At 74.1% G+C, this 22,876-nt stretch carries 25 protein-coding genes; 13 read left to right on the top strand and 12 right to left on the bottom strand.

The features are described from left to right. Nucleotide 1 precedes the first annotated feature (1 nt). The 7 genes from KBB57_RS08645 (at nucleotide 2) to KBB57_RS08615 (ending at nucleotide 6,682) form a co-directional block, all read left to right on the top strand. On the top strand, nucleotides 2-682 hold the full coding sequence (locus KBB57_RS08645) for an OmpH family outer membrane protein (protein ID WP_290748738.1): 681 nt from the start codon (nucleotides 2-4) through the stop codon (nucleotides 680-682). Nucleotides 683-695: 13 nt separating this feature from the next. Next, complete coding sequence (fabZ, locus tag KBB57_RS08640; RefSeq protein ID WP_290748736.1) at nucleotides 696-1,181, top strand: 3-hydroxyacyl-ACP dehydratase FabZ; 486 nt, start codon at nucleotides 696-698, stop codon at nucleotides 1,179-1,181. Nucleotides 1,182-1,183: 2 nt separating this feature from the next. After that, the gene (lpxA, locus tag KBB57_RS08635) at nucleotides 1,184-1,993 is read left to right on the top strand and encodes an acyl-ACP--UDP-N-acetylglucosamine O-acyltransferase (RefSeq protein ID WP_290748733.1); all 810 of its coding nucleotides are present in this window, start codon (nucleotides 1,184-1,186) and stop codon (nucleotides 1,991-1,993) included. Nucleotides 1,994-2,196: 203 nt separating this feature from the next. After that, the gene (locus KBB57_RS08630) at nucleotides 2,197-3,042 is read left to right on the top strand and encodes an LpxI family protein (RefSeq protein WP_290748840.1); all 846 of its coding nucleotides are present in this window, start codon (nucleotides 2,197-2,199) and stop codon (nucleotides 3,040-3,042) included. Between the two features lie 68 nt (nucleotides 3,043-3,110). Further along, nucleotides 3,111-4,079 (top strand): D-erythronate dehydrogenase, encoded by a 969-nt coding sequence (denD, locus tag KBB57_RS08625; protein ID WP_290748730.1) that lies wholly within the window; start codon nucleotides 3,111-3,113, stop codon nucleotides 4,077-4,079. 85 nt (nucleotides 4,080-4,164) lie between these two features. Next, nucleotides 4,165-5,748: a DUF3300 domain-containing protein gene (locus KBB57_RS08620; protein WP_290748728.1), complete on the top strand. Its 1,584-nt coding sequence runs from the start codon at nucleotides 4,165-4,167 to the stop codon at nucleotides 5,746-5,748. A gap of 22 nt (nucleotides 5,749-5,770) precedes the next feature. Continuing rightward, a complete protein-coding gene (locus KBB57_RS08615; protein ID WP_290748726.1) occupies nucleotides 5,771-6,682 on the top strand; it encodes a DUF2950 domain-containing protein in 912 nt (303 codons plus the stop codon). Between the two features lie 174 nt (nucleotides 6,683-6,856). On the opposite strand, the gene KBB57_RS08610 is transcribed toward KBB57_RS08615, so the two are convergent. From KBB57_RS08610 to KBB57_RS08600, 3 genes are all read right to left on the bottom strand, one after another. Continuing rightward, a complete protein-coding gene (locus KBB57_RS08610; protein ID WP_290748724.1) occupies nucleotides 6,857-7,630 on the bottom strand; it encodes a zf-HC2 domain-containing protein in 774 nt (257 codons plus the stop codon). Further along, a complete protein-coding gene (locus KBB57_RS08605; RefSeq protein WP_290748722.1) occupies nucleotides 7,618-8,136 on the bottom strand; it encodes an RNA polymerase sigma factor in 519 nt (172 codons plus the stop codon). The genes KBB57_RS08610 and KBB57_RS08605 overlap by 13 nt, the downstream gene beginning before the upstream one ends. A 238-nt stretch (nucleotides 8,137-8,374) precedes the next feature. Further along, nucleotides 8,375-8,767 carry a hypothetical protein gene (locus KBB57_RS08600; RefSeq protein WP_290748720.1) on the bottom strand — a complete coding sequence of 131 codons (393 nt, stop codon included), beginning with the start codon at nucleotides 8,765-8,767 and terminating at the stop codon, nucleotides 8,375-8,377. Here KBB57_RS08600 and KBB57_RS08595 point away from each other — a divergent pair. Beyond that, nucleotides 8,718-11,042 (top strand): S8 family serine peptidase, encoded by a 2,325-nt coding sequence (locus KBB57_RS08595; protein WP_290748717.1) that lies wholly within the window; start codon nucleotides 8,718-8,720, stop codon nucleotides 11,040-11,042. The genes KBB57_RS08600 and KBB57_RS08595 overlap by 50 nt on opposite strands. 196 nt (nucleotides 11,043-11,238) lie before the next feature. Here the strand turns inward: KBB57_RS08595 and KBB57_RS08590 are convergent, their stop codons facing one another. Together KBB57_RS08590 and KBB57_RS08585 are read right to left on the bottom strand one after the other, a co-directional pair. Continuing rightward, the gene (locus KBB57_RS08590; RefSeq protein ID WP_290748715.1) at nucleotides 11,239-12,024 is read right to left on the bottom strand and encodes an SseB family protein; all 786 of its coding nucleotides are present in this window, start codon (nucleotides 12,022-12,024) and stop codon (nucleotides 11,239-11,241) included. Further along, on the bottom strand, nucleotides 12,021-12,626 hold the full coding sequence (locus KBB57_RS08585) for a uracil-DNA glycosylase family protein (protein WP_290748712.1): 606 nt from the start codon (nucleotides 12,624-12,626) through the stop codon (nucleotides 12,021-12,023). Before KBB57_RS08585 ends, KBB57_RS08590 begins: the two co-directional genes overlap by 4 nt. A 113-nt stretch (nucleotides 12,627-12,739) precedes the next feature. On the opposite strand from KBB57_RS08585, the gene KBB57_RS08580 reads away from it, so the two are divergent. Further along, on the top strand, nucleotides 12,740-13,246 hold the full coding sequence (locus KBB57_RS08580; RefSeq protein ID WP_290748710.1) for a peptidylprolyl isomerase: 507 nt from the start codon (nucleotides 12,740-12,742) through the stop codon (nucleotides 13,244-13,246). Continuing rightward, nucleotides 13,246-13,821, top strand: a complete 576-nt coding sequence (locus tag KBB57_RS08575; RefSeq protein ID WP_290748708.1) for a peptidylprolyl isomerase — start codon at nucleotides 13,246-13,248, stop codon at nucleotides 13,819-13,821. The genes KBB57_RS08580 and KBB57_RS08575 overlap by 1 nt, the downstream gene beginning before the upstream one ends. A gap of 94 nt (nucleotides 13,822-13,915) precedes the next feature. On the opposite strand, the gene KBB57_RS08570 is transcribed toward KBB57_RS08575, so the two are convergent. The 3 genes from KBB57_RS08570 to ppk2 all read right to left on the bottom strand — a co-directional run bounded on the left by KBB57_RS08570 (nucleotide 13,916) and on the right by ppk2 (nucleotide 16,319). Further along, nucleotides 13,916-14,731, bottom strand: coding sequence for an arginyltransferase (locus KBB57_RS08570; RefSeq protein WP_290748706.1), 816 nt, complete (start codon nucleotides 14,729-14,731; stop codon nucleotides 13,916-13,918). 94 nt (nucleotides 14,732-14,825) lie between these two features. Continuing rightward, nucleotides 14,826-15,308 carry an RDD family protein gene (locus KBB57_RS08565; protein WP_290748705.1) on the bottom strand — a complete coding sequence of 161 codons (483 nt, stop codon included), beginning with the start codon at nucleotides 15,306-15,308 and terminating at the stop codon, nucleotides 14,826-14,828. 96 nt (nucleotides 15,309-15,404) lie between these two features. After that, on the bottom strand, nucleotides 15,405-16,319 hold the full coding sequence (gene ppk2 / locus KBB57_RS08560) for a polyphosphate kinase 2 (protein WP_290748702.1): 915 nt from the start codon (nucleotides 16,317-16,319) through the stop codon (nucleotides 15,405-15,407). 506 nt (nucleotides 16,320-16,825) lie between these two features. Here ppk2 and KBB57_RS08555 point away from each other — a divergent pair. Next, on the top strand, nucleotides 16,826-17,149 hold the full coding sequence (locus tag KBB57_RS08555; protein WP_290748700.1) for a hypothetical protein: 324 nt from the start codon (nucleotides 16,826-16,828) through the stop codon (nucleotides 17,147-17,149). A 71-nt stretch (nucleotides 17,150-17,220) separates the two neighbouring features. Here KBB57_RS08555 and metA read toward each other — a convergent pair whose 3' ends face one another. From metA to KBB57_RS08540, 3 genes are all read right to left on the bottom strand, one after another. Then, the gene (metA, locus tag KBB57_RS08550; RefSeq protein WP_290748698.1) at nucleotides 17,221-18,132 is read right to left on the bottom strand and encodes a homoserine O-succinyltransferase; all 912 of its coding nucleotides are present in this window, start codon (nucleotides 18,130-18,132) and stop codon (nucleotides 17,221-17,223) included. A 75-nt stretch (nucleotides 18,133-18,207) separates the two neighbouring features. Further along, the gene (locus tag KBB57_RS08545) at nucleotides 18,208-18,525 is read right to left on the bottom strand and encodes an AzlD domain-containing protein (RefSeq protein WP_290748696.1); all 318 of its coding nucleotides are present in this window, start codon (nucleotides 18,523-18,525) and stop codon (nucleotides 18,208-18,210) included. Between the two features lie 112 nt (nucleotides 18,526-18,637). Continuing rightward, nucleotides 18,638-19,345: an AzlC family ABC transporter permease gene (locus tag KBB57_RS08540; RefSeq protein WP_290748693.1), complete on the bottom strand. Its 708-nt coding sequence runs from the start codon at nucleotides 19,343-19,345 to the stop codon at nucleotides 18,638-18,640. Between the two features lie 96 nt (nucleotides 19,346-19,441). On the opposite strand from KBB57_RS08540, the gene mobA reads away from it, so the two are divergent. Beyond that, complete coding sequence (gene mobA / locus KBB57_RS08535; RefSeq protein WP_290748690.1) at nucleotides 19,442-20,026, top strand: molybdenum cofactor guanylyltransferase MobA; 585 nt, start codon at nucleotides 19,442-19,444, stop codon at nucleotides 20,024-20,026. Between the two features lie 281 nt (nucleotides 20,027-20,307). Then, nucleotides 20,308-21,483: an MFS transporter gene (locus KBB57_RS08530; protein WP_290748688.1), complete on the top strand. Its 1,176-nt coding sequence runs from the start codon at nucleotides 20,308-20,310 to the stop codon at nucleotides 21,481-21,483. 205 nt (nucleotides 21,484-21,688) lie between these two features. Here the strand turns inward: KBB57_RS08530 and KBB57_RS08525 are convergent, their stop codons facing one another. Next, a complete protein-coding gene (locus KBB57_RS08525; protein WP_290748685.1) occupies nucleotides 21,689-22,864 on the bottom strand; it encodes a hypothetical protein in 1,176 nt (391 codons plus the stop codon). Nucleotides 22,865-22,876 lie beyond the last annotated feature (12 nt).

Here is a 22,876-nt window from a genome sequence, read left to right as displayed (position 1 = left end):
GATGGCGCGGACCCGGCGCGCCGTCGCGGCCTCCATCGTCGCCCTCGCCGCGGCGGCCGGCGCGGCGGGCGCGCAGGAGGCGGGGACGGCGCCAGCGCCCGGCCCCGCGCCGATCCCGCTGCTGCCCGCGCAGTCGCGGCCGGCGGGGCCATCCGGCGGCCCGACCTTCCTCTACATCAACCAGGACCGCATCCTGACCGGCTCGAAGCGCGGGCAGGCGCTCCTCGCCGAGGAGGAGGCGGCCCGCGACGCGCTGCGCGCCGAGGCGCGGCGCATCGAGGCGGCCTTCGAGGAGGAGGAGCGCGGCCTGAACGACAAGCGCCGCGAGATGAGCCCGCCGGACTTCCGCAAGCTCGCCGACGACTTCGACGCCCGCGTCGTCGAGGCGCGCCGCCAGCAGGACGAGCGCGCCAACGCCCTGGCCACGGAGTTTGACCAGAAGCGCCGCCAGTTCTACGCTGGCGTCGGCCCGGTGCTGGTCGGGCTGATGGAGCGGCGGGGGGGCCTCGCGATCTTCGACGAGTCGAGCGTGCTCCTCGCCGATCCGTCGATCAACGTCACCGACGAGGTGATCGCCGAAATGGACCGGCTGCCGCCGCAGCAGCCCGCGCCGTCGCCGCAGCAGCCTGCGCCGCAGGCCGAGCCGGCGCCGGCGGGGACGCCGCCGGCGCGGTCGGAATGAAGGGGGAAAGGGCATGAGCCTGTCCATCGACGCCGCGCTCGGCCAGGCCGACATCCTCGCCATCAAGCGGATGATCCCGCACCGCTATCCTTTCCTGCTGATCGACCGCGTCGTGAACATCGACAAGGGCAAGTCCGCGGTCGGGCTGAAGATGGTCACCGTCAACGAGCCGCATTTCGAGGGCCACTTCCCGGTGCGCCCCGTCATGCCCGGCGTGATGATCGTCGAGGCGATGGCGCAGACCGCCGCGGTCCTCGTCGTCGAGACGCTCGACCTCGTCGGCAGCGACGCGCTCGTCTACTTCATGTCGATCGAGGGCGCGAAGTTCCGCCAGACCGTCACCCCCGGCGACCGGCTGGAGCTGCACATCGCCATCCTGCGCGGCCGCGGCAAGGTGTGGAAGTTCACCGGCGAGGCGCGGGTCGACGAGGCCCTCGTCGCCGAGGCCGAGTTCACCGCGATGATCATCCCGCCCGACGACAAGAGGCTCAAGGACTGACCATGCCGATCGACCCGAGCGCCGAGATCCACCCGACCGCGGTCGTCGAGGAGGGCGCGCGCATCGGCGCGGGCTGCCGCATCGGTCCCTATTGCGTGATCGGCCCCGAGGCGACGCTCGGCGCGGGCCTGCGCCTGCACAGCCACGTCGTGATCTCCGGCGTGACCACCATCGGCGACGGCACCGAGATCTGGCCCTTCGCCAGCATCGGCTCGGCCCCGCAGGACCTGAAGTTCCGCGGCGAGCGCACCGAGCTCGTCATCGGCGCCCGCAACCGCATCCGCGAGTACGCGACCCTCAACCCCGGCACCGAGGGCGGCGGGGGGATCACCCGCGTCGGCGACGACAACCTGCTGATGATGTCGATCCATGTCGGCCACGACTGCCAGATCGGCAACCACGTCATCCTGGTGAACAACGCCACCCTCTCGGGCCACGTGATCCTCGAGGACAACGTCATCCTCGGCGGCCTCTCGGCCGTCCACCAGTTCTGCCGCATCGGCCGCGGCGCGATGATCGGCGGCATGTCCGGCGTCACCGCCGACGTGATCCCCTACGGCATGGTCATCGGCAACCGCGGGCGCCTCGCCGGCCTCAACCTCGTCGGCCTGAAGCGCCGCGGCGCCGAGCGCGCCGCCATCCATGGCCTGCGCGCCGCCTACGCCGAGATCTTCGAGGCGAAGGACGGCGGAACCCTGCAGGAGCGCGCCGCCGCGGTGGCGGCCGCCCGGGCCGACAACGACCTCGTCCGCGAGGTCGCCGATTTCATCGCCGCCGACTCGTCGCGCTCCTTCACGATCCCCGAAGGCTGACGCGGGGCGCGCGCGACCATGCCGGACGGGACGCGCGCCGCGACGAGGAGCGTCAACCTTTGGGACCAAAGGATTGACGATCTGAGATTATTCTTTGATTTCAAGGATTTGACCCCGCTAACACACGTGTTAGCGCGCCCCCGTGCCCCGGGAGCGCCGCCGCGACGGCCGGACGCGCGCGGTCCGGCCATGAGGGACGGGCTCTGAGCGCCGGGGCCGAGGGCGGGCTCGCGATCGTCGCGGGCCGCGGGGTTCTGCCCCGGCTGATCGCCGAGGACTGCGCCCGCCGCGGCCGGTCCTACCGCGTCGTCGCCTTCGAGGGCGTGCCGCTCGACTGGACCGCGGGCCACCCCGTGGTGACGGCCGCCTTCGAGAAGCCCGGCCGGCTCTTCGCCGAGCTCCGCGCCGCCGGCTGCCGCGCCGTGACCTTCGCCGGCGGCATCGCCCGCCCCACGCTCAACCCGCTGCGCTTCGACCTGACCATGCTGCGCCTCGCGCCCAAGGTGCTGGCCGCGGTGCGGGGCGGCGACGACCGGACGCTGCGCGCCGTCGCCGAGGCGATCGAGGGCGAGGGCTTCCTGCTCGTTCCCGCCCAGGCGATCGTCGACGGGCTCGTCGCCCTGCCGGGCGCGCCCACCCGGGCCCAGCCGGGCGAGGACGACCGCGCCGACGCCGCCCGCGCCGCCGCCATCGTCGCGGCCATCGGCGCGGCGGATGTCGGGCAGGCGGCCGTCGTGGCGCAGGGCGTCTGCCTCGGGGTCGAATCGGTGCAGGGCACCGACGCGCTCCTCGCCTTCGTCGCCCGCACCGCCGGCCCGTTCCGCCACGACCCCAAGGGGGCCCGCGGCGTGCTCCTCAAGGCCCCGAAGCCCGGGCAGGACTGGCGGATGGACCTGCCGGCGATCGGCCCCGACACCATCGCCGCCGCCGCCGCCGCCGGCCTCGCCGGCGTCGTCGTGCAGGCGGGCGGCGTCCTCGTCCTCGGCCGCGAGGAGACGATCGCCGCCGCCGACCGCGCCGGCCTGTTCCTCTGGGGCCGCGCGCCCTGATCCTTCCCCTGCCGTTGCCCACCCCGCCGGGCGCGTGCTAGCTCGGCGGAAAGCCTCGGGAGGGACACATGCACATCCTCGTCACCGGCGCCGCCGGCATGATCGGCGTCAAGCTCGCCCGCTCGCTGGTCAGCGACCCGCCCCCCGGGCTGACCCGCCTCACCCTCGTCGACGTCGTCGAGCCGAAGGTCCCCGCCGGCGCCTCGGTCGCAACCGTCTCCACCACCCTCGACATCGCCGACCCGGCCGCCGTCGCCGCCCGCATCGCCAAGCGGCCCGACGTGATCTTCCACCTCGCCGCCGTGGTCTCCGGCGAGGCCGAGGCCGACCTCGAGAAGGGCTACGCCGTCAACTTCGACGGCACGCGCGCCCTGCTCGACGCCATCCGCACCCTGCCGGACTACTGCCCGAAGGTGATCTTCGCCTCCTCGATCGCCGTCTTCGGCGCGCCCTTCCCGGACACCATCCCCGACGACTTCCACCTGACGCCGCTGACCAGCTACGGCGCGCAGAAGGCCATGGGCGAGCTGATGCTCGCCGACTACACCCGCAAGGGCTTCCTCGACGGCGTCGGCATCCGCCTCCCCACCATCTGCGTGCGCCCGGGCAAGCCCAACAAGGCCGCCTCCGGCTTCTTCTCCAACATCCTGCGCGAGCCGCTCGCCGGCCAGGAGGCGGTGCTGCCGGTCGAGGAGGACGTCCGCCACTGGTTCGCGAGCCCCCGCGCCGCGGTCGGCTTCTTCCGCCATGCCCTCGCCATGGACCTCTCCGCCATCGGCCCGCGCCGCAACCTCACCATGCCCGGCCTCTCCGCCACCGTCGGCGAGGAGATCGAGGCGCTGCGCCGCGCCGCCGGCGACGACGCGGTCGCCCTGATCCGCCGCGAGCCCGACGAGACCATCCGCCGCATCGTCGCCGGCTGGCCGACGCAGTTCGACGCGAGCCGCGCCGCGGGCCTCGGCTTCCGCGCCGACGCCTCCTTCGACGCCATCGTCGCCGCCCATGTCGAGGACGAGCTCGGCGGCCGCGTCGGCTGAGGACGCGACTCGCTGGCGGATGGCGCCGGGCGTGCTATCATCGCGCGAGCGAGGCGGAGATCTCGGGTGCAGGGAGGAAATGTCGATGCGGAAAGCCATCGCCCTCGCGGCGGCGACCCTGGCCGCGGCGGCCGGGGCAGGGGCGCAGGAGCCGGCCCCCGAGCCGCGTCCCGCCGCCCTCGCGCAGCCGGAGGCGCCTCCCGCTCCGCCTGACGCCGCGGCGCCGGCGGAGGCGCTGCTGACCGACGACGAGCTCGACCTGCTGCTCGCGCCCTACGCGCTCTACCCCGACGCGCTCTTCAACCAGATTCTCGTCGCCGCCACCTTCCCGCTCGACGTCGCCAAGGCCGATCGCTGGGTCGACGCGAACCGCGAGATGCCGGCCGCCGACCGCGACGCTGCCGCCGGGGCCGAGGGCTGGGACCCGAGCGTCGCCGTGCTGGCGAGCGGCTTCCCCGTGGTGATCGAGCGCATGGCCGACGATCTCGACGGCACCGAGACGCTCGGGAACGCCGTCCTCGCCCAGACCGACGACGTGCTCGATTCGGCGCAGCGGCTGCGCGCCCAGGCCCAGGCGGTCGGCCAGCTCACCTCCAACGAGGCGCAGACCGTCTCCGTGGACGACGGGGGCGCCATAAGCATCGCCCCGACCGACCCCGAGACGGTCTACGTGCCGAGCTACGACCCGAGCGTCGTCTACGCCGCCGCGCCCACCGGCTCGACCTATGTCACCACCGACCCGGTCGGCTACGGCCCGAACTACTGGCTGACGACCGGCGCGATCGCCTTCGGCAGCGCGCTCCTCGTCGACGAGATCTTCGACGACGACGACGACTGGAACGACTACTGGCACGACCACGACCACCACGTCGACTGGGACGACGGCGAGTTCTACCCGCGCCCCGACCGCGACATCGACATCGACGGCGACGTCAACATCGACCGCGACCGCAACCGGGTGATCGTCGACGGCGACGGCCAGCTCGATCCCGACCGCGCCGCGGCGGCGCGCGAGCGCATCGACGCCGGCGACACGCCGCGGCTCGACGAGGCGCGCGGCCGGCTCGGAGGCGTCGACCCCGAGCATCCCCGCCGCGAGGGCGCCTTCACGCCCGACGCCGCCCGCCGCGACGAGGCGCGCGCCAAGCTGGAGGCGCGCCACGAGGAGGGCGGGGGCGGCGCGGCCGCCGCGGCGCTGGCCGGCGCCGGGGCAGGGGCCGGCCTTGCGGCCGCGCGCGCCGGCGACGGCGCGGCGCGCAGCCGGCTCGAGGCCGCGCAGGGATCGGGCGGCGCCGCCGCGGCGCGCAGCAAGATCCAGGCGGCGCATCCCGAGGCCGGCGGCGGCGAGGCGCGCGCGAAGCTCGAGGCCGCGCAGGCGAAGCGCGGCGACGTCCCCGCGCGCAAGCCCGGGGCCGATCGCGCCTTCACCCCGCGTGCCGAGGGCGCCCCCAAGGTCGACGCCGCCCGCGCCCGGGCGCAGTCGAGCGCGTCGCCCGCCGCGAAGGCCGCCGCCGCCAAGCGCAAGCCGGTGGCCAAGCCGTCCGCGTCGCGCCCGCCGGTCAAGAAGCCGGCGGCGAAGTCCTCCGCCTTCAAGAAGCCCGCCCATGCCGGCCGCGCCGGCCATGCCGGGGCGCGGGGACGGGGCAGCGCCGGCGGGCGGCGCAGGTGAGAACAGCCGTGGAGATCAGGCCATGACCGCATTCCGTCTCGCGCTCGGGCTCGCCGCGCTCGCCGCAGCGCCCGCGGCGCTCGCCGCCCCGCAGACCTTCCCGAGCCCCGAGGCCGCCGCCGAGGCGGTGATCGCGGCGCTGGAGGCGAAGGACCGCGACGCCCTCGTCGCGGTGTTCGGGCCGGAGAACGAGGACGTGATCCTCTCCGGCGACGACGTCGCCGACCGCAACGCCTGGGCCGAGTTCCTCGCCGACTGGCGCGCCATGCACCGGATCGAGACGGTGGGCGACAAGGCGACGCTCTATGTCGGCCGCGACCAGTGGCCCTTCCCCGGCCCGATCGTCGAGGGCGCCGACGGCTGGAGCTTCGACGCCGCCGAGGCGCGCGACGAGGTGCTGATGCGCCGCATCGGCCAGAACGAGCTCGACGTGATCGAGGTGATGCGGCTCTACGTCGCCGCCCAGCGCGCCTACCGCGCCGCCGATCCCGACGGCGACGGCGCGCCCTCCTTCGCCGCCAGCCTGATCAGCGACCCGGGCACGCATGACGGCCTCTACTGGCCGCCCGAGCCCGGCCAGCCGGAGAGCCCGGTCGGCGACTTCATGGCCCGCGCCGCCGCCGAGGGCTACGCCATCGACGGCCAGGACCAGGACCCCGAGCCGTTCCACGGTTACTACTTCCGCATCCTGACCAGCCAAGGCCCCGCCGCGCCGGGGGGCGCCGCCGACTACGTGATCGGCGGCCGGCTCCTCGGCGGTCATGCGCTGCTCGCCTTCCCCTCGGCCTATCGCGACACCGGGGTGATGAGCTTCATGGTCAGCGAGGCCGGCGTCGTCTACGAGGCCGACCTCGACGAGGACACCCTCGCCGCCGCCTCCGCCATCACCGCCTTCGACCCCGGCCCGGAGTGGTCTCCGGTCACCGACGATTGAGGCCGTCGCCGCAAGGCAGGAGAATTCTCCCGACCGGAGAACGCCTTGATCGCAGTCGGAAGCCCCTGCCGGACCGTCGGCGCGGGCCGGGGGCCGCTCCCTGCGCCCGCGGACCCATGATCCGCGGGCGCAGCAGGCGAGGCCTTTGATTTCCGTGACGCTGCCTTTGACGGACTATTCCACCCAGTCCGAGCCGATCAAGGCGCGCTCCTCGTCCGGCGTCAGCGACATGCCGATGCCGAGCCGGTCGAGCGCCGCGTCGAGCGTGTCGGAGGCCGCGCCCTGCGCCGGGACGAACCCCTCGCCGCCGCCCGCCGCGGGGGAGGGCAGCCGGCTCGCCACCGCGACCTCGGTCTCCCAGTCCTCGCCGGAGTTGCGGCAGGCGAGCCCGCGGGTCAGCGCCCGCTCGGCGTCGTGCAGGATCTCGTATTCCCGGCACGGCCGCCCGGCGGCGTCGCGATAGGTCGCGATCAGGGTGATCCGCTCCTCGCCCTCCGACGGCGCCTCGCCGCTCGGCGCCGCCTCGAGCGCCGCCCGCAGCGCGCCGTCCGCGCCCGGGGCCCCGGCGATCTGCACGGTGTCGCCGCCGGTCCTGAGGTCGATCCCCACGCCGACGACCAGCGCCGCCGCCGCGGCGACCGCCGCCCAGGCCGCGATCCGCCGTCCGCCCGGCCGCGCCATTCGCCAGCCGCTCCGCCCCGAGGCCCGCGCCCGACCGACGCTGGCGGGAGCGGGGAAGATCGCCGCCCGGATCCGCTCCGGGATCGCCTGGTTGACCGGCGCGGCAAAGGCGGCGCCGAGCAGCGCGTTCAGCTCCATCAGCGCGTCGACATAGGCCGCGTCGTCGGCGCAATCGGCGAGATGCAGCACCACGCGGGCCGATTCCTCGGGCGACAGCGCACCGTCGACGAAGGCCGCGAGCGTCTCCTGCTCCATCACTGTGTCCATGACCGGCTCCTCTGGTCGGGCGCCTGGACGAGCGGCAGCAGCAACGCTCGGGCGCGGGACAATCGGCTCATCACGGTGCCGATGGGAATCTCGAGGGCCTCGGCCGCCTCGCGGTAGCTCCGGCCCTCGATGGCGACGAGGGCGACGACGAGCCGGAGCTCGTCGGGCAGTCTGTCGACCGAGGCGCGCACCTTCTCGAGCGTCACCCGGTCCTCGGCCTGGCGCGCGCCGAAGCCGTCGTCGGAGATCGCCAGCGTGTCCGGATCGACCTGGGCCCCGCGCACCTTCCGCTTGCGGCGGTCGTCGAGCCACAGGTTCTGGATGATCCGGAACATCCAGCTGTCCATCCGCGTGCCCGGCTGGAAGGCCGCGGCGTTCTTGAGCGCCCGCTCGCAGGCCGCCTGGACCAGATCGTCGCCGACGTCCGCCGAGCCGGCCAGCGCATAGGCGAACCGGCGCAGGCGGGGCACGAGGGCGACGAGGTCGCGCTGAAAGCTGCTGTCCAAGGCAGGCACCCGAAAGAGGACGTTCTGGGAGCTACAACGCGCGGCTCGCGAAAATATTCGCCCGGCATCTTGATCGGAGGCAAGCCGGGCCGTATTCAGGCAGTGTCGGACAGGGGTGCGGCATGGGGTGGATTCGTCGCCTTACGATCGGTGTTGCCGCTTTCGCGCTGGCCCTCTCGCCAGGCGCGGTCGCACGGCTTGCGCCCGGCACAGCGGTCTACGCGCAGGACGGCGACTATTACGGCGCCTCGCTCGAGCTCGCCGCCGACCGCGGCGGCAAGTCGAGCCGCGCCGAGAAGTCCAGCCGCGCCGAGAAATCCAGCCGGTCGGAGAAGTCGTCCAGCCGGTCGGAGAAGTCCTCCAAATCCTCCAGCCGCTCCGAGAAATCGTCGAAATCGTCGAGCCGCGGGGAGAAGTCGTCGAAATCCGGCAAGTCGTCCAGCCGCGACAAGTCCGGCAAGGCGCAGCGGGGCGAGACCGCGCGCAGCCGCACGGAGCGCGCCCCGAAATCCGAGCGCGCCTCCCGCCGCGCCGCCGAGGCAACCGCGGGCGCGGGCGCCGCGACCGCCTTCTCGGAGGACGTGACGACCACCGACGAGACCGCCGCCACGACGGACGAGGTCGCGACCACCGTCGACGACGTCCCCGCGACGGTCGACGACACGCCGGGAACCTCCGCCGGCGACGGCACGGGCGGGACCGCCGTCGACGACACGCCGACCGTGGTCGACGGCCCGGTGCCGACGCCCCGCGACGAGGGGACGGTCGACGACGACACGACCACGACCGACGGCGGCACGACGACGGCGGATGGCGGCACGACGGGGGATGGCGGCTCCGGCGCGGTCGACGAGACGCCGACCGTGGTCGACGGTCCGGTGCCCACGCCGCGCGACGACAACGGCAACGGCAACGGCAACGGCAACGGCTCGACAGCGGTCGATACGCCGGGCGCCGAGACGCCGACCCCCGGCGGCGGCGAGGTCGCGGAGACGCCGGACCCCGGGACCGGTTCGGGCACGGACGTCGCGGGCGGCTCCGACACCGGGACCGGCGGCACGGACACCCAGACGGGCGGCTCCGGCACGAACGTGGCGGGGGGGTCTGGCGCCCAGACCGGCGGCTCCGGCACAGACGTGGCGGGGGGGACGGGCGCCCAGACCGGCGGCTCCGGCACGCAGACCCAGACGGGCGGCGGCTCGGGGACCGACGTTGCCGGCGGTACGGGCACGCAGACGGGCGGCGGCTCCGGCACGGACGTCGCCGGCGGCTCGGGGACCCATACGGGCGGCGGCACGGGCGCCGGCGTGGCCAGCGGCTCGGGGACCCAGGGAGGCGGCTCGGGGACGCAAGGCGGCACGGACGGCGGCGCCGGCGCCGTCGACCCCGGCGCGCCGGCGGTCGTCGATGGATCGACGCCGGGCACGGAAGTGGCGAGCGGGCACGAGTCGAACGGGGGCACGGCCTCCACGGGCAACGGTTCCGCAACCGGGTCCGGCTCGGGCACGACCGACACCGGCGGCGCGGGCAAGCCGAGCATCGTGGACATCGTGAAGGCGATCTTCGGCGGCGGCTCGCGCTCCGACAGCGACAAGACGACGACCACCAAGACCGCAACGACCACCACGACCACCACGACCGCCCCCGCGACCACCACGACGGTGAAGGTCGTCGCGCCGGCGGCCGTCCAGGCGCCGGTCGTCGAGGAGGTGATCGAGGAGGCGGTCGCCACCAAGGCCGCCAAGACGGTGGTCGAGGTGGAGCCGAAGGCGGCCGCGACGGCGCCGCGCATCCGCTACTCCTCGGGCGGCAGCCGCGAGACGTATCGCCGCTACGAGCTGACGGCCCTCGGCCTGACGCCGCACGCCCGCCAGGTGCTCGGCGCGCTCGGCTTCCGCACCCTCTCCGAGCACCGCAGCCCGCTCCTCGGCAACCGAATCGTGGCGCGGCTGCGCACCCCGGCGAACCAGACCGCCGAGGCGGCGCTGGCGCGGGCGCGCTCGGTGCTGCCCGAGGTGACCTTCGACCTCGCCCATCTCTACCGGCCGAGCGGCGAGCAGGCGCCGGTGCGCTACGCCGCGCACATGATCGGCGCCCCGCTCGGCGCGACCTGCGCCGTCCCGGCGCGCGTCGGCCTGATCGACTCCGGCGTCGGCGCCCATGCGACGCTGGCGGGGGCGAGCATCACGCGGAAGAACTTCGTCGAGAAGGGCGCCTCGACCAACGTCGCCCACGGCACCGCCATCGCCAGCATCCTGGTCGGCGACCTGCCGGGCACCGGGCCGCTGATGCCGGGCGCGCAGCTCTACAGCGCCAACGTCTTCGCCCAGGACCCGAGCGGCCTGCGCGCCGACGCCACCGCGATCATCGCGGCGCTCGACTGGATGGCCACCCAGCACGTGCCGGTGGTGAACCTGTCGCTGATGGGCCCGCCGAACGCGCTGCTCGAGGAGGCGGTGCGCGCCGCCGCGTCGCGCGGGCTGGTGATGGTCGCCGCCGCCGGCAACGACGGTCCCGACGCCGAGCCGGCCTATCCGGCGGCCTATCCCGCCGTGATCGCCGTCTCCGCGGTCGATTCGCGCGGCCGTCCCTACGGCAACAACAACCGCGGCTCGTACATCTACGTCGCGGCGCCGGGCGTCGACATCTGGGGCGCGGACGCCCGCGGCGGCCTCGCGTTCTGGACGGGCACGTCCTTCGCGGCGCCCTTCGTGACGGCGAGCCTCGCGCGGGACGTGGCGCTCGGTCGGGTCCACGACACCAACGACGGCCGCACCAGAATCGCCTCGCGGGCCCGCGACATGGGCGCGCCCGGCCGCGATCCGATCTACGGCTTCGGCCTCTTGCAGGCCGGCAGCTGCGGCGGCGGCTCCGGCGCCGGGGCCGTGCTCTCCTCGAAGAACTGAGCCCGGGCGGGTTCAGGTCCGCCCGCGACGATTGACCACCGGTTCCGGCCGCGGCCGGGCGACCGGGTCAAGGCGGGTTCAGGCCGTCCCCGGGCGAGCGTCCGGATATTGCCCGACAACGCCGCGCTTGTGCTGGCGCCCGGAGGGGCGCTGCCCGACGGGCGTCGCGGGGAATGGGGCCGCTGCCGCCCGGGTTCTACCGTCGCAGGACCGGGGGACGGTCCGGGTCGCTGCCGGGGGCGCGCGGCGCTTCGGGAACCTGCGGCGGCGGCGGGTCGAAGCGCAGGCCGTTGCGCTCGAAGGCCTGCCGGACCCCGGGGTCGTCGCGGAGGAAGGCGACGTCGATCTCTGCGCCGCCGCCGGAGAAGCGGGCGGCCTCGGCGACGGCGGCGGCGATCGCGGGCTCGGCGGACGGCACGGCGCCGCCGACGGCGAGGACGAGGCGGGCGGCGCCGTCGGCCATGTCGAGGGCGGCGAGCCAGGCGGCGTCGATCTGGCCGGTCATCGTGGCGATCTTGGCGTCGAGCGCGGCGATCAGGGCCGGGGAGGCGTCCGTGGGCGGGCGGACGGCGCGGGGGCGGGCGGAGGTGCGCTCGGGGCGTGCGTCGCCCATGGCGGCCAGCCAGTCGATCGCGGCCGCCGGCAGCAGCGTCGCCGAGGGGGCGACGCCGAGGTTCAGGCCGAGGCCGACGCCGCGGCCGGCGAGGGCGGCGGCGAGGCGGCGGCCGGCGAGGGCGGCGTAGGGGGCGGGCGCGTCGAGGAAGGCGGCGAGGCGGGCGTCCCGGTCGAAGGCGAGCGCGAAGCGGCCCTCGTCGAGATCGAAGATCGCCGGGCGGAGCGCGTCGCCCTCGGGCTCGGTCTCGAGCAGGACGAAGAGCTCGGCGTCCATCAGCCGCTCGTGGAAGCGCAGGCGCGCCGCCTCGTCCTCGGGGGAGGCCTCCATCGCCAGGAAGGCGGCGTCGAGCGGGGTCGCTTCGTTCATGCCAGCAGGGCGGCGACGCGGCGGCGGAGCTCGGGGACGAGCTCGGCCTCGAACCACGGATGCCGCCTCAGCCAGGCGGTGTTGCGCCAGGATGGATGGGGCAGGGGCAGGACGCCGGCGGGCGCCTCGCGCCAGCGGGCGACGGCGGCGCCGACCGGGCCGGGGCCGAGGACCCAGCGCTGCGCGTGGCCGCCGATGAGGAGCGTCAGGCGCACCTGCGGCATGGCGGCGAGGGCGCGGACCCGCCAGGTGGCGGCGCAGAGCGGCGGCGGCGGCAGGTCGGAGCCGTGGGCGTCGTAGCCGGGAAAGCAGAAGGCCATCGGCAGCACCGCGAAGCGGCTGCGGTCGTAGAAGGCGTCGCGGTCGACGCCGAGCCAGTCGCGCAGGCGGTCGCCGGAGGGGTCGTCGAAGGGCCGGCCCTTGGCGTGGACCTGCGCGCCGGGGGCCTGGCCGCAGAGCAGGATCGGCGCGCGGTCGGAGAGCCAGGGGACGGGGCGCGGCGCATGGGCGGTGGCGGTGGCGGCGAAGCGGTCGGCGCAGAGGCGGCAGGCGGAGACCTCCGCCGCCAGGCCCGCCACGTCCTCGATGCGCCCGCCGTCCATGGCTCCGGGCCTAGGCCGGCGCGGGCCCGGGGTCAACTCGGGTCGACGGGCGGCCTTTCCCTCGGGCGGCGCCCGGTCTAGGGTCCGCCGCGAATCCACCGGAGGAGGAACCGATGGCCGAGATCAAGGATCCGGAGAACACGCTGGTGATCCAGCTCAAGGACGGCGACGTGGTGGTGGAGATGCTGCCCGCGGTCGCCCCGAAGCATGTCGAGCAGATCAAGGCGCTCGCGCGGGGCGGGGAGTACGACAACGTCGCCTTCCACCGGGTGATCGACGGCTTCATGGCGCAGACCGGCGACGTCGCCAACGGCGACATGGAGGATGGCTTCAACATCCGCCGCGCCGGCACCGGCGGGTCGAGCCGGCCGGACCTGCCGGCGGAGTTCTCGAAGCTGCCCTTCGACCGCGGCGCGGTCGGCATGGCGCGCAGCCAGAACCCGAACTCGGGCAACAGCCAGTTCTTCATTATGTTCAAGGACGGGCACTTCCTGAACGGGCAATACACCGTCTGGGGCCGGGTGGTGTCCGGGATGGAGCACGTCGACCGGATCGTGCGGGGCGGGCCGCCGGCGCAGCCGGACCGGATGATCTCGGTCCGCGTGGCGGCGGACGCGTGATGCGGCGCCTGCTGGCCGCGGCCGGGCTGGCGCTCGGGCTGGCGGGGGCGGCTTTCGCCGCCGCGCCGGAGGATACGCTGGTGATCGAGGTGGCGGGGAAGGGAAACGTGGAGATCGCGCTGCGGCCCGACCTCGCGCCCGGGAACGTCGCGCGGATCAAGGAGCTGGCGCGGGAGGGGGCCTATGACGGGATCGCCTTCCACCGGGTGATCGACGGCTTCATGGCGCAGACCGGCGACGTGGAGTTCGGGACCCGGGAGGCGTTCGGCCAGGGCCGGGCCGGGATCGGCGGCTCGGCGCTGCCGGACCTGCCGGCGGAGTTCACCGACAAGGCCTCGTTCCAGCGCGGCGTGGTGGGCATGGCGCGGAGCCAGAACCCGAACTCCGCCAACAGCCAGTTCTTCATCATGTTCGCCCCGGCGAGCCATCTCGACGGCCAGTACACGATCGTCGGCGAGGTGACGTCGGGGATGGAGGTGGTGGACGCCATCGAGAAGGGCGACGTCGGCGCCGGCGGGGCGGTGGCGAAGCCCGACTTCATGGAGAACGTCTACATCCAGGCCGACGGGCCGTAGGCCCGGGCGGGGCCGCCGCCCCGGAGGCGGCGGCCCGAAATGTCGCATAGTGCGACACGGATCATCCCCCGAGGCAATAGCCGCGGGGCTGGCGTCACTTGGTGGCGGGGAGCTCGATCGCGGAGACCTGCTCGCCGATGGCGACGCGGTCGCCGCCGCCGCGGCCGATGCGGGTGAGGTCGGCCACGCCGAGCTCGGTCCAGCGGCCGTCGACGAAGATCTCGAGCGGCCGGTAGCGCTGCTTGTAGTCCATCTTGGGGCTGCCGGGCACCCAGTAGCCGAGATAGACGTAAGGCAGGCCCGCCTCGCGGGCGATGGCGATGTGGTCGAGGATGATGAAGGCGCCGAGGCTGTCGGCGGCGCGGTCGGGGTCGAAGAAGGAATAGACCATCGACACGCCGTCGGAGAGCACGTCGGTCAGGCACACGGCGACCAGATCGCGGCCGCGGGCGCCCCGCGCGTGATACTCGACCACCCGGCTGCGCACGGGCGTCTCCTCGATCATGGCGCTGAACTCGTGGCTGTCCATGTCGGCCATGCCGCCGGTGGCGTGGCGGGCGTCGAGGTAGCGGCGGAAGAGCGCGAACTGCGCCTCGGTCGCCCAAGGGCTGGAGCTCGACCGCTCCAGCGGGGCGTTGCGGGCGATGATGCGCCGCTGGTTGCGGCTCGGGCGGAAGTCGCCCACCACGATGCGGGCGGAGAGGCAGGAGGAGCACCCGGCGCAGGAGGGGCGGTAGAGCACGTTCTGCGACCGGCGGAAGCCCTGGTGCGACAGCACGTCGTTCAGCCGCGCCGCGCCGTCGCCCTGCAGCGCCGTGAACAGCTTCCGCTCGATCTTGCCGGCAAGATACGGGCAGGGCTGCGGCGCCGTGACGTAGAACTGATGCGACTGCGGCAGGCTGTGGCGCATGGCGGCCCCGGTTACGCTCCCCCTTCGGCCGAAGGGTAACAACAGGTCTTCGGGGCGGGCAACAGGATTCTCCCGGGCCGCTCCGGTGGCCGGCTCAGTCGGCCGGGCGGTTGATCATCGCGGTGCGCAGCAGCAGGTCCGGCAGGCCCTGGCCGTAGCGGGTGAGGGCCATCATCAGGGCGCTGACGAGCATCAGCGGCGCGACGGCGACGCAGAACGCATAGACGAGCGTCTGCATCAGCGCGACGCCCCCGTCGAGGCGCGCGCCGTCGTGGCGGCGGAACTCGACGCCCATCAGCCGCATCCCCCAGGTCGCCGAGGCCGAGGCGAGGGTGGCGGCGCGGTAGAGGATGCCGACGCCGAAGAGGATCATCGGGAAGAGCGCGAGGCCGAAGCCGAGGGTGAGGAGGCCGAAGGCCAGCGCCAGCGGCACGCCGATCGCGAGAATCACCACGACGTCGACGATCCAGGCGACGAAGCGCCGTCCGAGGACGCCGTCGTAGAACTGCCGGTCGCGGTCCGGGTCCGGCAGGCCGTGCATCACCGCGTCGTGGTAGGCGTCGAAGACCTGGCTCATGGTTAGGCTATCCCCCTGTCCCCGCAGAAGATGGGGGCCGCCGCGGCGACCGCAAGGGCCGACGGCGCTCCCCCGCCGCGGTCAGGCCCCGCGCCGTCACGACAGCCGCGCGGTGATCGCGGCCAGCGCGACCGGGTCGATGGCGATCTTCGGGTCGGGCTCGCCGTCCTTCTTGCCGGCGTAGTCGAAGGCGGCGAGGACGGTGCGCATCACCGCGAGGCGGGCGCGGCGCTTGTCCTCGGCGAGGATGATCGTCCAGGGCGAGCCGGGACTGTGGCTGCGCTCGAACATCTCGGTGATCGCCGCCGTGTATTCGTCCCATTTCGCCAGGCCCTTCACGTCGATGTCGGAGAGCTTCCACTGCTTCAGCGGGTCGCGCTCGCGCTCGAGGAACCGGCGGAGCTGCTCGGCGCGCCCGACGGCGAGCCAGAACTTGATCAGGACGATGCCGTCGTGGCGGAGCATGGCCTCGAAATAGGGGAGCTGCTCGAAGAAGGCGGCGCGCTCGGCGTCGGTGCAGAAGCCGAACACCTTCTCGACGACGGCGCGGTTGTACCAGGAGCGGTCGAAGATGACGATCTCGCCGGCGGAGGGCAGGTTGGCGACGTAGCGCTGGAAGTACCACTCGGTGCGCTCGGTGTCGGAGGGCGCGGGCAGCGCGACGACCGGGGCCTGACGCGGGTTGAGGTTCTCGGTCAGGCGGCGGATCGCGCCGCCCTTGCCGGCGGCGTCGCGGCCCTCGAAGACCAGCGCGACGCGCCGCCCGGTGTCGCGCACCCAGCGCTGGAGCTTGGCGAGCTCGAGCTGGCAGGCGTCGAACTCGGTCCAGTAATCGGCCTTGGACATCGTGTCGGGGTAGGGATAGCCCTTGGTGAGGATCTCGTTGCCGCCGGATCCCTCGATCGCCTGGCGCACCGCCTTGGGGGCGCCCTTCTTGAGGTAGCGGGTCACCGCGCCGTCGAAGGGCTTGGCGAAGCCCTTTCCGGCGTCCTTCTTTCCGTCCTTGGCCATGATGTCCCTCCCGCGGCGCGCGGCCACGACTATGTGGCGCCGGCCGCGCCCCCGCAACGGGGGTCGCCCGGCCCGGAGTCCGACGACGCTGCCGGTTGGCTAGCTACGGGACACGAGGGGCGCGCACCCCATCGCCACTCGCCCGCGATGCTGTCGGACGAGCCCGAGCAGATGCGGACGGGCAGCATCTCGACCATGCTTGTTTGCGCGCAAATATAATTCGAAATATATTTCGAAATATTTTGAATATAGATAGTGAAAATCATTGCATCGTTATCAGCGCCGCATTTCGCGGCGCCGTGTGACTCACTTCGATGTTCCGCCGTCCCCGCCGCTGCCGCTCCGCGTCAAGCCGGGTGACATGCGCATGTCACCCGGCGGGCGCCGTCGCGGGACGGACCTCGCCGCCCGGGAGGGGCGGCGACGCGGGAGGGAAGGCCAGGAACTGAACAGCCGAAGCTAATATGAGTCGAACGGCCGAGAAACGCGGCGCTGATGACGGCGCAATGATTTTCACCATCTATATTCAAAATATTTCAAAGTATATTTGCGCGCAAGTTCCGGGCACAGGCAGGCACGCCCGCAATTTTCTTTACTCCGTCATTCTCCACCCGATGGACGTCGACATGCCCGGACCTGTCGATCCCGCCGGCCAAACGGAACAGATCAAGCGAGTCCGGTATCACTTCGAGCTTGCGCCCTCCCTGTCCGAACCGCTCCGCGTCGAGCAGGCTGACATGCGCATGTCAACCTGCGGGAGCCGTCGCGAGGCGGGAGGGCGCCGCTGGTCGATGGCGCGGCCGTCATGTGGCGAGCTGGCGCGGCGCTGACTCGCGCTCACGTGAAATCAATGGCTTAGCTAATTTTCACGCGTGAACACGCGGCCGGGCCGGGCTCCAGCCTAGCCGATGCGGGCGAGGTCGTAGGGCGTGGTCTGGTAGATCTCGTTGATCCAGTTGCCGTAGAGGAGCGCGCCGTGGCTGCGCCAGCGGTTCTCCGGGGGGCGGCCCGGGTCGTCGTCGGGGAAGTAGTCGACGGGCAGCTCGATCGGCCCGGCCGCGAGGTCGCGCTCGTACTCCTCCTTGAGCGTGGTCGAGTCGTATTCGAGGTGGTTGAACATGTAGAGGGCGCGATGTCCCGGGTCGGCGACGAGGCAGGGGCCGAGCTCGTCGCTGTCGATCAGCACGCGCAGGTCGGGGTGGAGGCCGAGGTCCTCGCGGCGGATCTCGGTCCAGCGGCTGACCGGGACGGTCAGGCTGTCGGAGAAGCCCTGGAGCCAGGGCGAGCCCGGCTCGACGGCGCGGTGGCGGAAGCAGCCGAAGGCCTTGGCGGGCAGCGGGTGCTTCGGCACGCCGTGGAAGTGGTTGAGCATCGCCATGCCGCCCCAGCAGACGCCGAGGGTGCGGTGGACGTTGGTCTGGGTCCAGTCGAAGAGCGCGCGCAGCTCGTCCCAGTAGCGGACCGCCTCGTAGTCGAGGTGCTCGACGGGGGCGCCGGTGACGATGAGGCCGTCGAACTTGCGGGCGCGGGCCTCGGCGAAGGTGGTGTAGAAGGCCTCGAGATGGGCGAGCGCGGTGTTGCGGGAGACGTGCTCGGTCATGCGGATGAGCGTGAGCTCGATCTGCAGGGGCGTCGCGGCGATCATGCGGGCGAACTGCGTCTCGGTCTGCACCTTCTTCGGCATCAGGTTGACGAGGCCGATCTGCAGGGGGCGGATGTCCTGGCGGAGCGCGGTCTCCTCGGACATCACCATCACGCCCTCGCGGCTCAGCACGTCGTAGGCGGGAAGGCTGGCGGGGATCTTGATCGGCATCGTCGGCGGGCTCCTGCGGAAGCCGCTAGATAGGCCGCGGGCGCGGCGGGCGCAATCGGGGGGATCGGGCGGGCGTCAGCCGACGGTCCAGAGGGCGAGGTAGAGGGCGGCCATGCCGCCGAGGATCGCGCCGAGGACGCTGCGGGTCCAGGCGCCGAGGGCCAGCGCGACGGCGGCGGCGATCAGCCGGGCGGGGTCGGGCTCGCCGCCGGTGGCGGCCGGCCAGGCGACGAGGGGCGCGACGAGGCCGGGCATGACCGCGACGGGGACGTAGCGCAGCAGCCGCAGCGCCCAGGGCGGCAGCTCGCGGTCGCCGATCAGGCCGAGGAAGGAGAAGCGCAGGAGGAAGGTGGTCGCCCCGAGGCCGAGGATGACGGTCCAGATGCGGATCATGCCGCGCCCCCCGGGCGGCCGCGGCCGCAGGAGGGGCGGGCGAGGACGAGCACGGTGGAGACGGGGGCGGCCGCGCGTTGGAGCGCGCGAAGGGCCGGGGCAAAGAGGCGGATCACGGGGCGCCTCCGAGGCGGAGCTCGACGAGGGCGCCGGCGAGCATGGCCAGCGTGGCGGCGACGAGGAGGCCGATTCCGTAGGGGAGGCCGGCGAGGAGAAGGGCGACGACGACGGAGACAAGCGCGGCGGCGAGGTGGGGGAGCGAGCGCAGCGCCGGGGCGAAGAGGGCGATGAAGGCGATCGGCACGGCGAAGTCGAGGGCGAGCGCCGCGGGCAGGCCCGAGCCGATCAGCGCGCCGGCGACGGTGGCGGCGTACCAGACGAGGCAGGTCTGCGCCGCGCAGCCGGCGAAGACGGCGGCCTTCTCGGAGGGGGCGAGGCCGGGCTCGCGGATGTAGCGGTTCATCGCCGTGCCGTAGGTCTGGTCGACGAGGGCGTAGGCGACGAGGGCGCGCTTCCAGAGCGGCAGGGGTCCGAGATGCGGGGCGAGGCTCGCGGAATACATGGCGTGGCGCAGGTTCACCGCCGTCGCGGTCAGGATGACGACGAGGACGGGGGCGTTCTCCTGGAGGAGCTGCAGCGCGGTGAACTGCGAGGCGCCGGCGATGACGAGGATGCTCATGCCGAGGATCTGCGCCATGTCCCAGCCGGCCTCGCGGGCGACGACGCCGAAGAGCAGGCCGAAGGGCAGGATGACGATCAGGAAGGGCGCCCCGTCGCGCATCCCCTGCAAGAACGCCCGGCGTTCGGCGGCGCGCGGCATCGGCTGGTCCTGTCCTCTGTTGCGGGGCTCGTCTATCGTGCGGGCGCCATGGCCCGCAACCCCGCTTCCCCTGCGCCGCCTGTCCCCGGAGCGATCGTGGCGGCGATCCTAGCGGGCGGGCTGTCGCGGCGGATGGGCGGGGGGGACAAGACGCTGCTGCCGCTCGGCGGGCGCCCGGTGATCGCGCACGTGATCGCGCGGCTCGCGCCGCAGGCGGCGGCGCTGGCGATCAACGCCAACGGCGATCCGGCGCGGTTCGCGGGCTTCGGGCTGCCGGTCGTGGCGGACGGGTTCCCGGGCTTCGCCGGGCCGCTGGCCGGGGTGCTCGCGGCGATGGACTGGGCGGAAGGGCAGGGGGCGGCGTGGGTCGCCACAGGGGCGGGGGACACGCCGTTCCTGCCGCGCGACCTGGTGGCGCGGCTGGCGGCCGGCGTCGGCGACGCGCCGGCGGCGCTCGCCGCGACGGAGGCGGGGACGCATCCGACCTGCGCGCTGTGGCGCGTGGCGCTGCGCGACGAGCTGCGGGCGGCGCTGGCGGCGGGGACGCGGCGGGTGAGCGAGTGGGCGGCGCGGCAGGGCGCCGTGCGGGTCGGCTTCGACGGCGAGGAGGCGGCGTTCTTCAACGTCAATGCGCCGGCCGACCTCGCCGAGGCGGAGGCGCGGCTCGCGGGGGGCGGCTGAGGCGCTGGCCGCGGGGAGGCGGCAAGGCGCGGCCCGGCCCGGTCCGGGTCGGCTTCGATGGCGACGGGCAGCCGGCGTGCTTCAACGTGCCGGCGTCGCCGGGGCGGAGGCTTGGCTGGCGGGGGCGGCCGAGACCGGAGAGCGCCGGGAGATCGCGGCTCCCGTGTCTGCGGGGCTTGCCTGTAGCCGGGCGGGATGGCAGTGGTTCCGGCGCGCGCCCGCGACGTTCGGTCCGGCGATCAGGGACGCGCTCCGCCCTCGCCGGGCCCGGACCTGACCCCGTGATCCCCGCCGTCCTGTCCCGCCCGGGGCTGCATACGACCGCGTTCTACATCGCCTTCTTCATGGCGATGGGGGTCCATGCGCCGTTCTGGCCGCTCTGGCTCGCGCATTGGGGGCTGACGCCGGCCGAGGTCGGGGTCTATGTCGCGATCGGCACCGGGGTGCGGGTGGTGGCCGGGCTGGCGCTGCCGGCCTGGGCGGACCGGCTCGACGGGCGGCGGGCGGTGGTGGCGGGCTGCGCGGCGGTCGCCGGGGTGACGACGCTCCTGCATCTCTGGATCAGTGACAGGGCGGAGCTGCTCGCGGCGACCGTGGTGCTCGGCGCCGCCTTCGCGGCGATCGGGCCGATCGCCGAGGCGCTCGGCGTCGCCGCCTCGCGCGCCTTCGGGTTTCCCTATGCGCAGACCCGCGGGCTCGGCTCGCTGGGGTTTCTCGCGGCGAACCTCGCCGTCGGGGCGCTGATCGCGCCCTATGGCGTCAATCTCGCGCTCTGGTGGATCGTCGTCTGCATGGTGCTGGTGGTGGCGCTGGTCGCCGGGCATCCGGGGGGGCGGCGGGCGCCGGGGGCGACGCCGCCGCGTTTTGCGGACATCGGGCGGCTGCTGGTCGACCGGACGTTCTTCCTCTTCGTCGCGACGGTCGCCTTCACCCAGGCGAGCCATTCGGTGTTCTTCGCGCTCGCCTCGGTGCATTGGGCGCGGATCGGGATCAGCCCGGCGACGATCGGCGGGCTGTGGGCCGCGTCGGTCGCCGGCGAGATCGTGTTCATGGTGGCGATCGGCGGCTGGACGGTGGCGCGGCTGGGCGCGATCGGGGCGATCGCCGTCTCGGGGCTGGCCGGGGTGGCGCGCTGGGGGATCATGGCGCTCGATCCGCCGGTCTGGGCGCTGTGGCCGTTGCAATTGTGCCATACGCTGACCTTCGCGCTCGGCCATCTCGGGGCGATCGCTTTCATCGCCCGGGCGGTGCCGCCGCGGCTCGGGGCCTCGGCGCAGGGGGCGATGACCTCGCTCGCCACCGGCTCCTTGATGCTCGCGGGGATGCTGGCGGCGGCGGCGGCCTATCCGGCCTTCGGCGGCGGGGTCTTCGCCATCGCGGCGGCGTTCTCGGCGGTCGGGGTGGGGTTGGCGGCGCTGCTGGCGCGGCGCTGGCGGGGGGAGACGCTGCCGGTGTGAGGCCGGCGGGCGTGGGGGCCGCTTTTGCGGCCACAAGGAGCGCGCAGGTGCGCGCAGAGTCTTCTTTGCTTGTTTTCCGCCTGTGGGCGGAAAACCGACTGCTCTCCAGGTTAGCAAACCTGAATGAAAGCCTTGGGTGCGCGAGCCGGTCCGGCGTAGCGCGGCGGCGGGCGGAGAGGGTCGGGGCCGCGGGCCGGCGCGCCGGTCAGTCGAAGGCGCCGGTGGCGCGGGCCATCAGCTGGAAGGCGCGGCCGGAGCGGGTGTCGGCGAGCTGGGCGATGGCGTCGTCGTCGGCGTCGGCGACGATCTCGCCGAGCACGGCGTCGAAGCGGCGCAGGAAGAACAGGGCGGCGTCGCGGAACACCGCGTCCTGCTTCATCAGGCCGCGCGCCGCCTCGAGCGCGCTCTCGTCGCGGATGCCGCCGAGCGGATCGAGCGGCGCGCCGCGGCCGCCGGCGGCGAAGCGGCGCCAGGCGGCGGGGTCGGCGGGGTCCATGGCGAGGTCGTCCATGTAGACGCCCTCCTGGGAGAGGTAGGTGAGCAGGTCCTCGGCGGCCTGGAGCATCTGCGCGAGGCTGCGGCGCTGCAGGGCGCGGCGGAGCGCCCGGAAGCCCTCCTCGTCGCTCGGGTCGCGCGGGAAGTCGAAGGCCTGCATCATCTCGCCCCAGCCGAGCGCCTCCTCCGGCTCGGCCGGCGCGGCGAGCGGCAGGGCGGGCTGGCGCGTGGCGGCGGGGGGCGTCTCGCGCGGTGCGGCGGCCTTGCCGCGCCGGCCGGGCGGCGGCGCGGCGGCGGGGGCGGCCGGCTCCGGCCCGGCGGCGGGCTCGGGGGCAGGGGAGGCGGCGGCGGCGGGGGGCGCGGCGCGCAGCGTGGCGAGGCCGGCGTCGAGGCGGGCGAGGCCGGTTTCGACGCGGGTCTCGACGCGGGCGAGGCCGGCCTCCAGCCGCTCGATGGCGGGGCCGGGGTCGGGGCGGCCGGCGGCGCGGAGCGCGGCGTCGACGGCGGCGCGCAGCTCGGAGGGCGAGGCGGGGGCGTGGCGGTCGAGGCCGGCGCGGGTCGCCTCCAGCGCGCCGAAGAGGGGCGTGGCCAGCTCGGCGAGGCCGGCGATCATCTCGCGCTGGCGGGCGAGCTCCTCCGCGAGGTAGGCGGCGAGCCAGATCAGGATGAGGGGCAGCGCCAGCGTGACGAGGAAGAAGGCGCCGTCGAGGAAGGAGGTGCCGCGGGCCTGCGAGGCGCCGAAGAAGCCGATGGCGTAGGCGACGACGAGGACGGCCCAGGCGAGGCTGGCGATCGCGGCGCGGCGGCGGACCGGGCCGAGCGCCTCGAGGCGCGAGAGCCCGCGGCCGAGGGCGTCGCGGCCGGCGCGCGGGACGTCTCGGGCCATCGCGCCGGCCTC

Origin of the sequence: Amaricoccus sp. (genome assembly GCF_017993425.1) — a bacterium.
GTDB lineage: Bacteria > Pseudomonadota > Alphaproteobacteria > Rhodobacterales > Rhodobacteraceae > Amaricoccus.
This window is presented reverse-complemented; position numbering and strand designations above follow the sequence as displayed.

Coding starts and splice junctions, on each gene's coding strand:
- KBB57_RS08645 (WP_290748738.1), top strand. CDS start 2: ATGGCGCGGACCCGGCGCGCCGTCGCGGCCTCCATCGTCGCCCTCGCC.
- fabZ (WP_290748736.1), top strand. CDS start 696: ATGAGCCTGTCCATCGACGCCGCGCTCGGCCAGGCCGACATCCTCGCC.
- lpxA (WP_290748733.1), top strand. CDS start 1,184: ATGCCGATCGACCCGAGCGCCGAGATCCACCCGACCGCGGTCGTCGAG.
- denD (WP_290748730.1), top strand. CDS start 3,111: ATGCACATCCTCGTCACCGGCGCCGCCGGCATGATCGGCGTCAAGCTC.
- KBB57_RS08620 (WP_290748728.1), top strand. CDS start 4,165: ATGCGGAAAGCCATCGCCCTCGCGGCGGCGACCCTGGCCGCGGCGGCC.
- KBB57_RS08615 (WP_290748726.1), top strand. CDS start 5,771: ATGACCGCATTCCGTCTCGCGCTCGGGCTCGCCGCGCTCGCCGCAGCG.
- KBB57_RS08610 (WP_290748724.1), bottom strand. CDS start 7,630: ATGGACACAGTGATGGAGCAGGAGACGCTCGCGGCCTTCGTCGACGGT.
- KBB57_RS08590 (WP_290748715.1), bottom strand. CDS start 12,024: ATGAACGAAGCGACCCCGCTCGACGCCGCCTTCCTGGCGATGGAGGCC.
- KBB57_RS08585 (WP_290748712.1), bottom strand. CDS start 12,626: ATGGACGGCGGGCGCATCGAGGACGTGGCGGGCCTGGCGGCGGAGGTC.
- KBB57_RS08580 (WP_290748710.1), top strand. CDS start 12,740: ATGGCCGAGATCAAGGATCCGGAGAACACGCTGGTGATCCAGCTCAAG.
- KBB57_RS08575 (WP_290748708.1), top strand. CDS start 13,246: ATGCGGCGCCTGCTGGCCGCGGCCGGGCTGGCGCTCGGGCTGGCGGGG.
- KBB57_RS08570 (WP_290748706.1), bottom strand. CDS start 14,731: ATGCGCCACAGCCTGCCGCAGTCGCATCAGTTCTACGTCACGGCGCCG.
- KBB57_RS08565 (WP_290748705.1), bottom strand. CDS start 15,308: ATGAGCCAGGTCTTCGACGCCTACCACGACGCGGTGATGCACGGCCTG.
- ppk2 (WP_290748702.1), bottom strand. CDS start 16,319: ATGGCCAAGGACGGAAAGAAGGACGCCGGAAAGGGCTTCGCCAAGCCC.
- KBB57_RS08555 (WP_290748700.1), top strand. CDS start 16,826: ATGATTTTCACCATCTATATTCAAAATATTTCAAAGTATATTTGCGCG.
- metA (WP_290748698.1), bottom strand. CDS start 18,132: ATGCCGATCAAGATCCCCGCCAGCCTTCCCGCCTACGACGTGCTGAGC.
- KBB57_RS08545 (WP_290748696.1), bottom strand. CDS start 18,525: ATGATCCGCATCTGGACCGTCATCCTCGGCCTCGGGGCGACCACCTTC.
- KBB57_RS08540 (WP_290748693.1), bottom strand. CDS start 19,345: ATGCCGCGCGCCGCCGAACGCCGGGCGTTCTTGCAGGGGATGCGCGAC.
- KBB57_RS08525 (WP_290748685.1), bottom strand. CDS start 22,864: ATGGCCCGAGACGTCCCGCGCGCCGGCCGCGACGCCCTCGGCCGCGGG.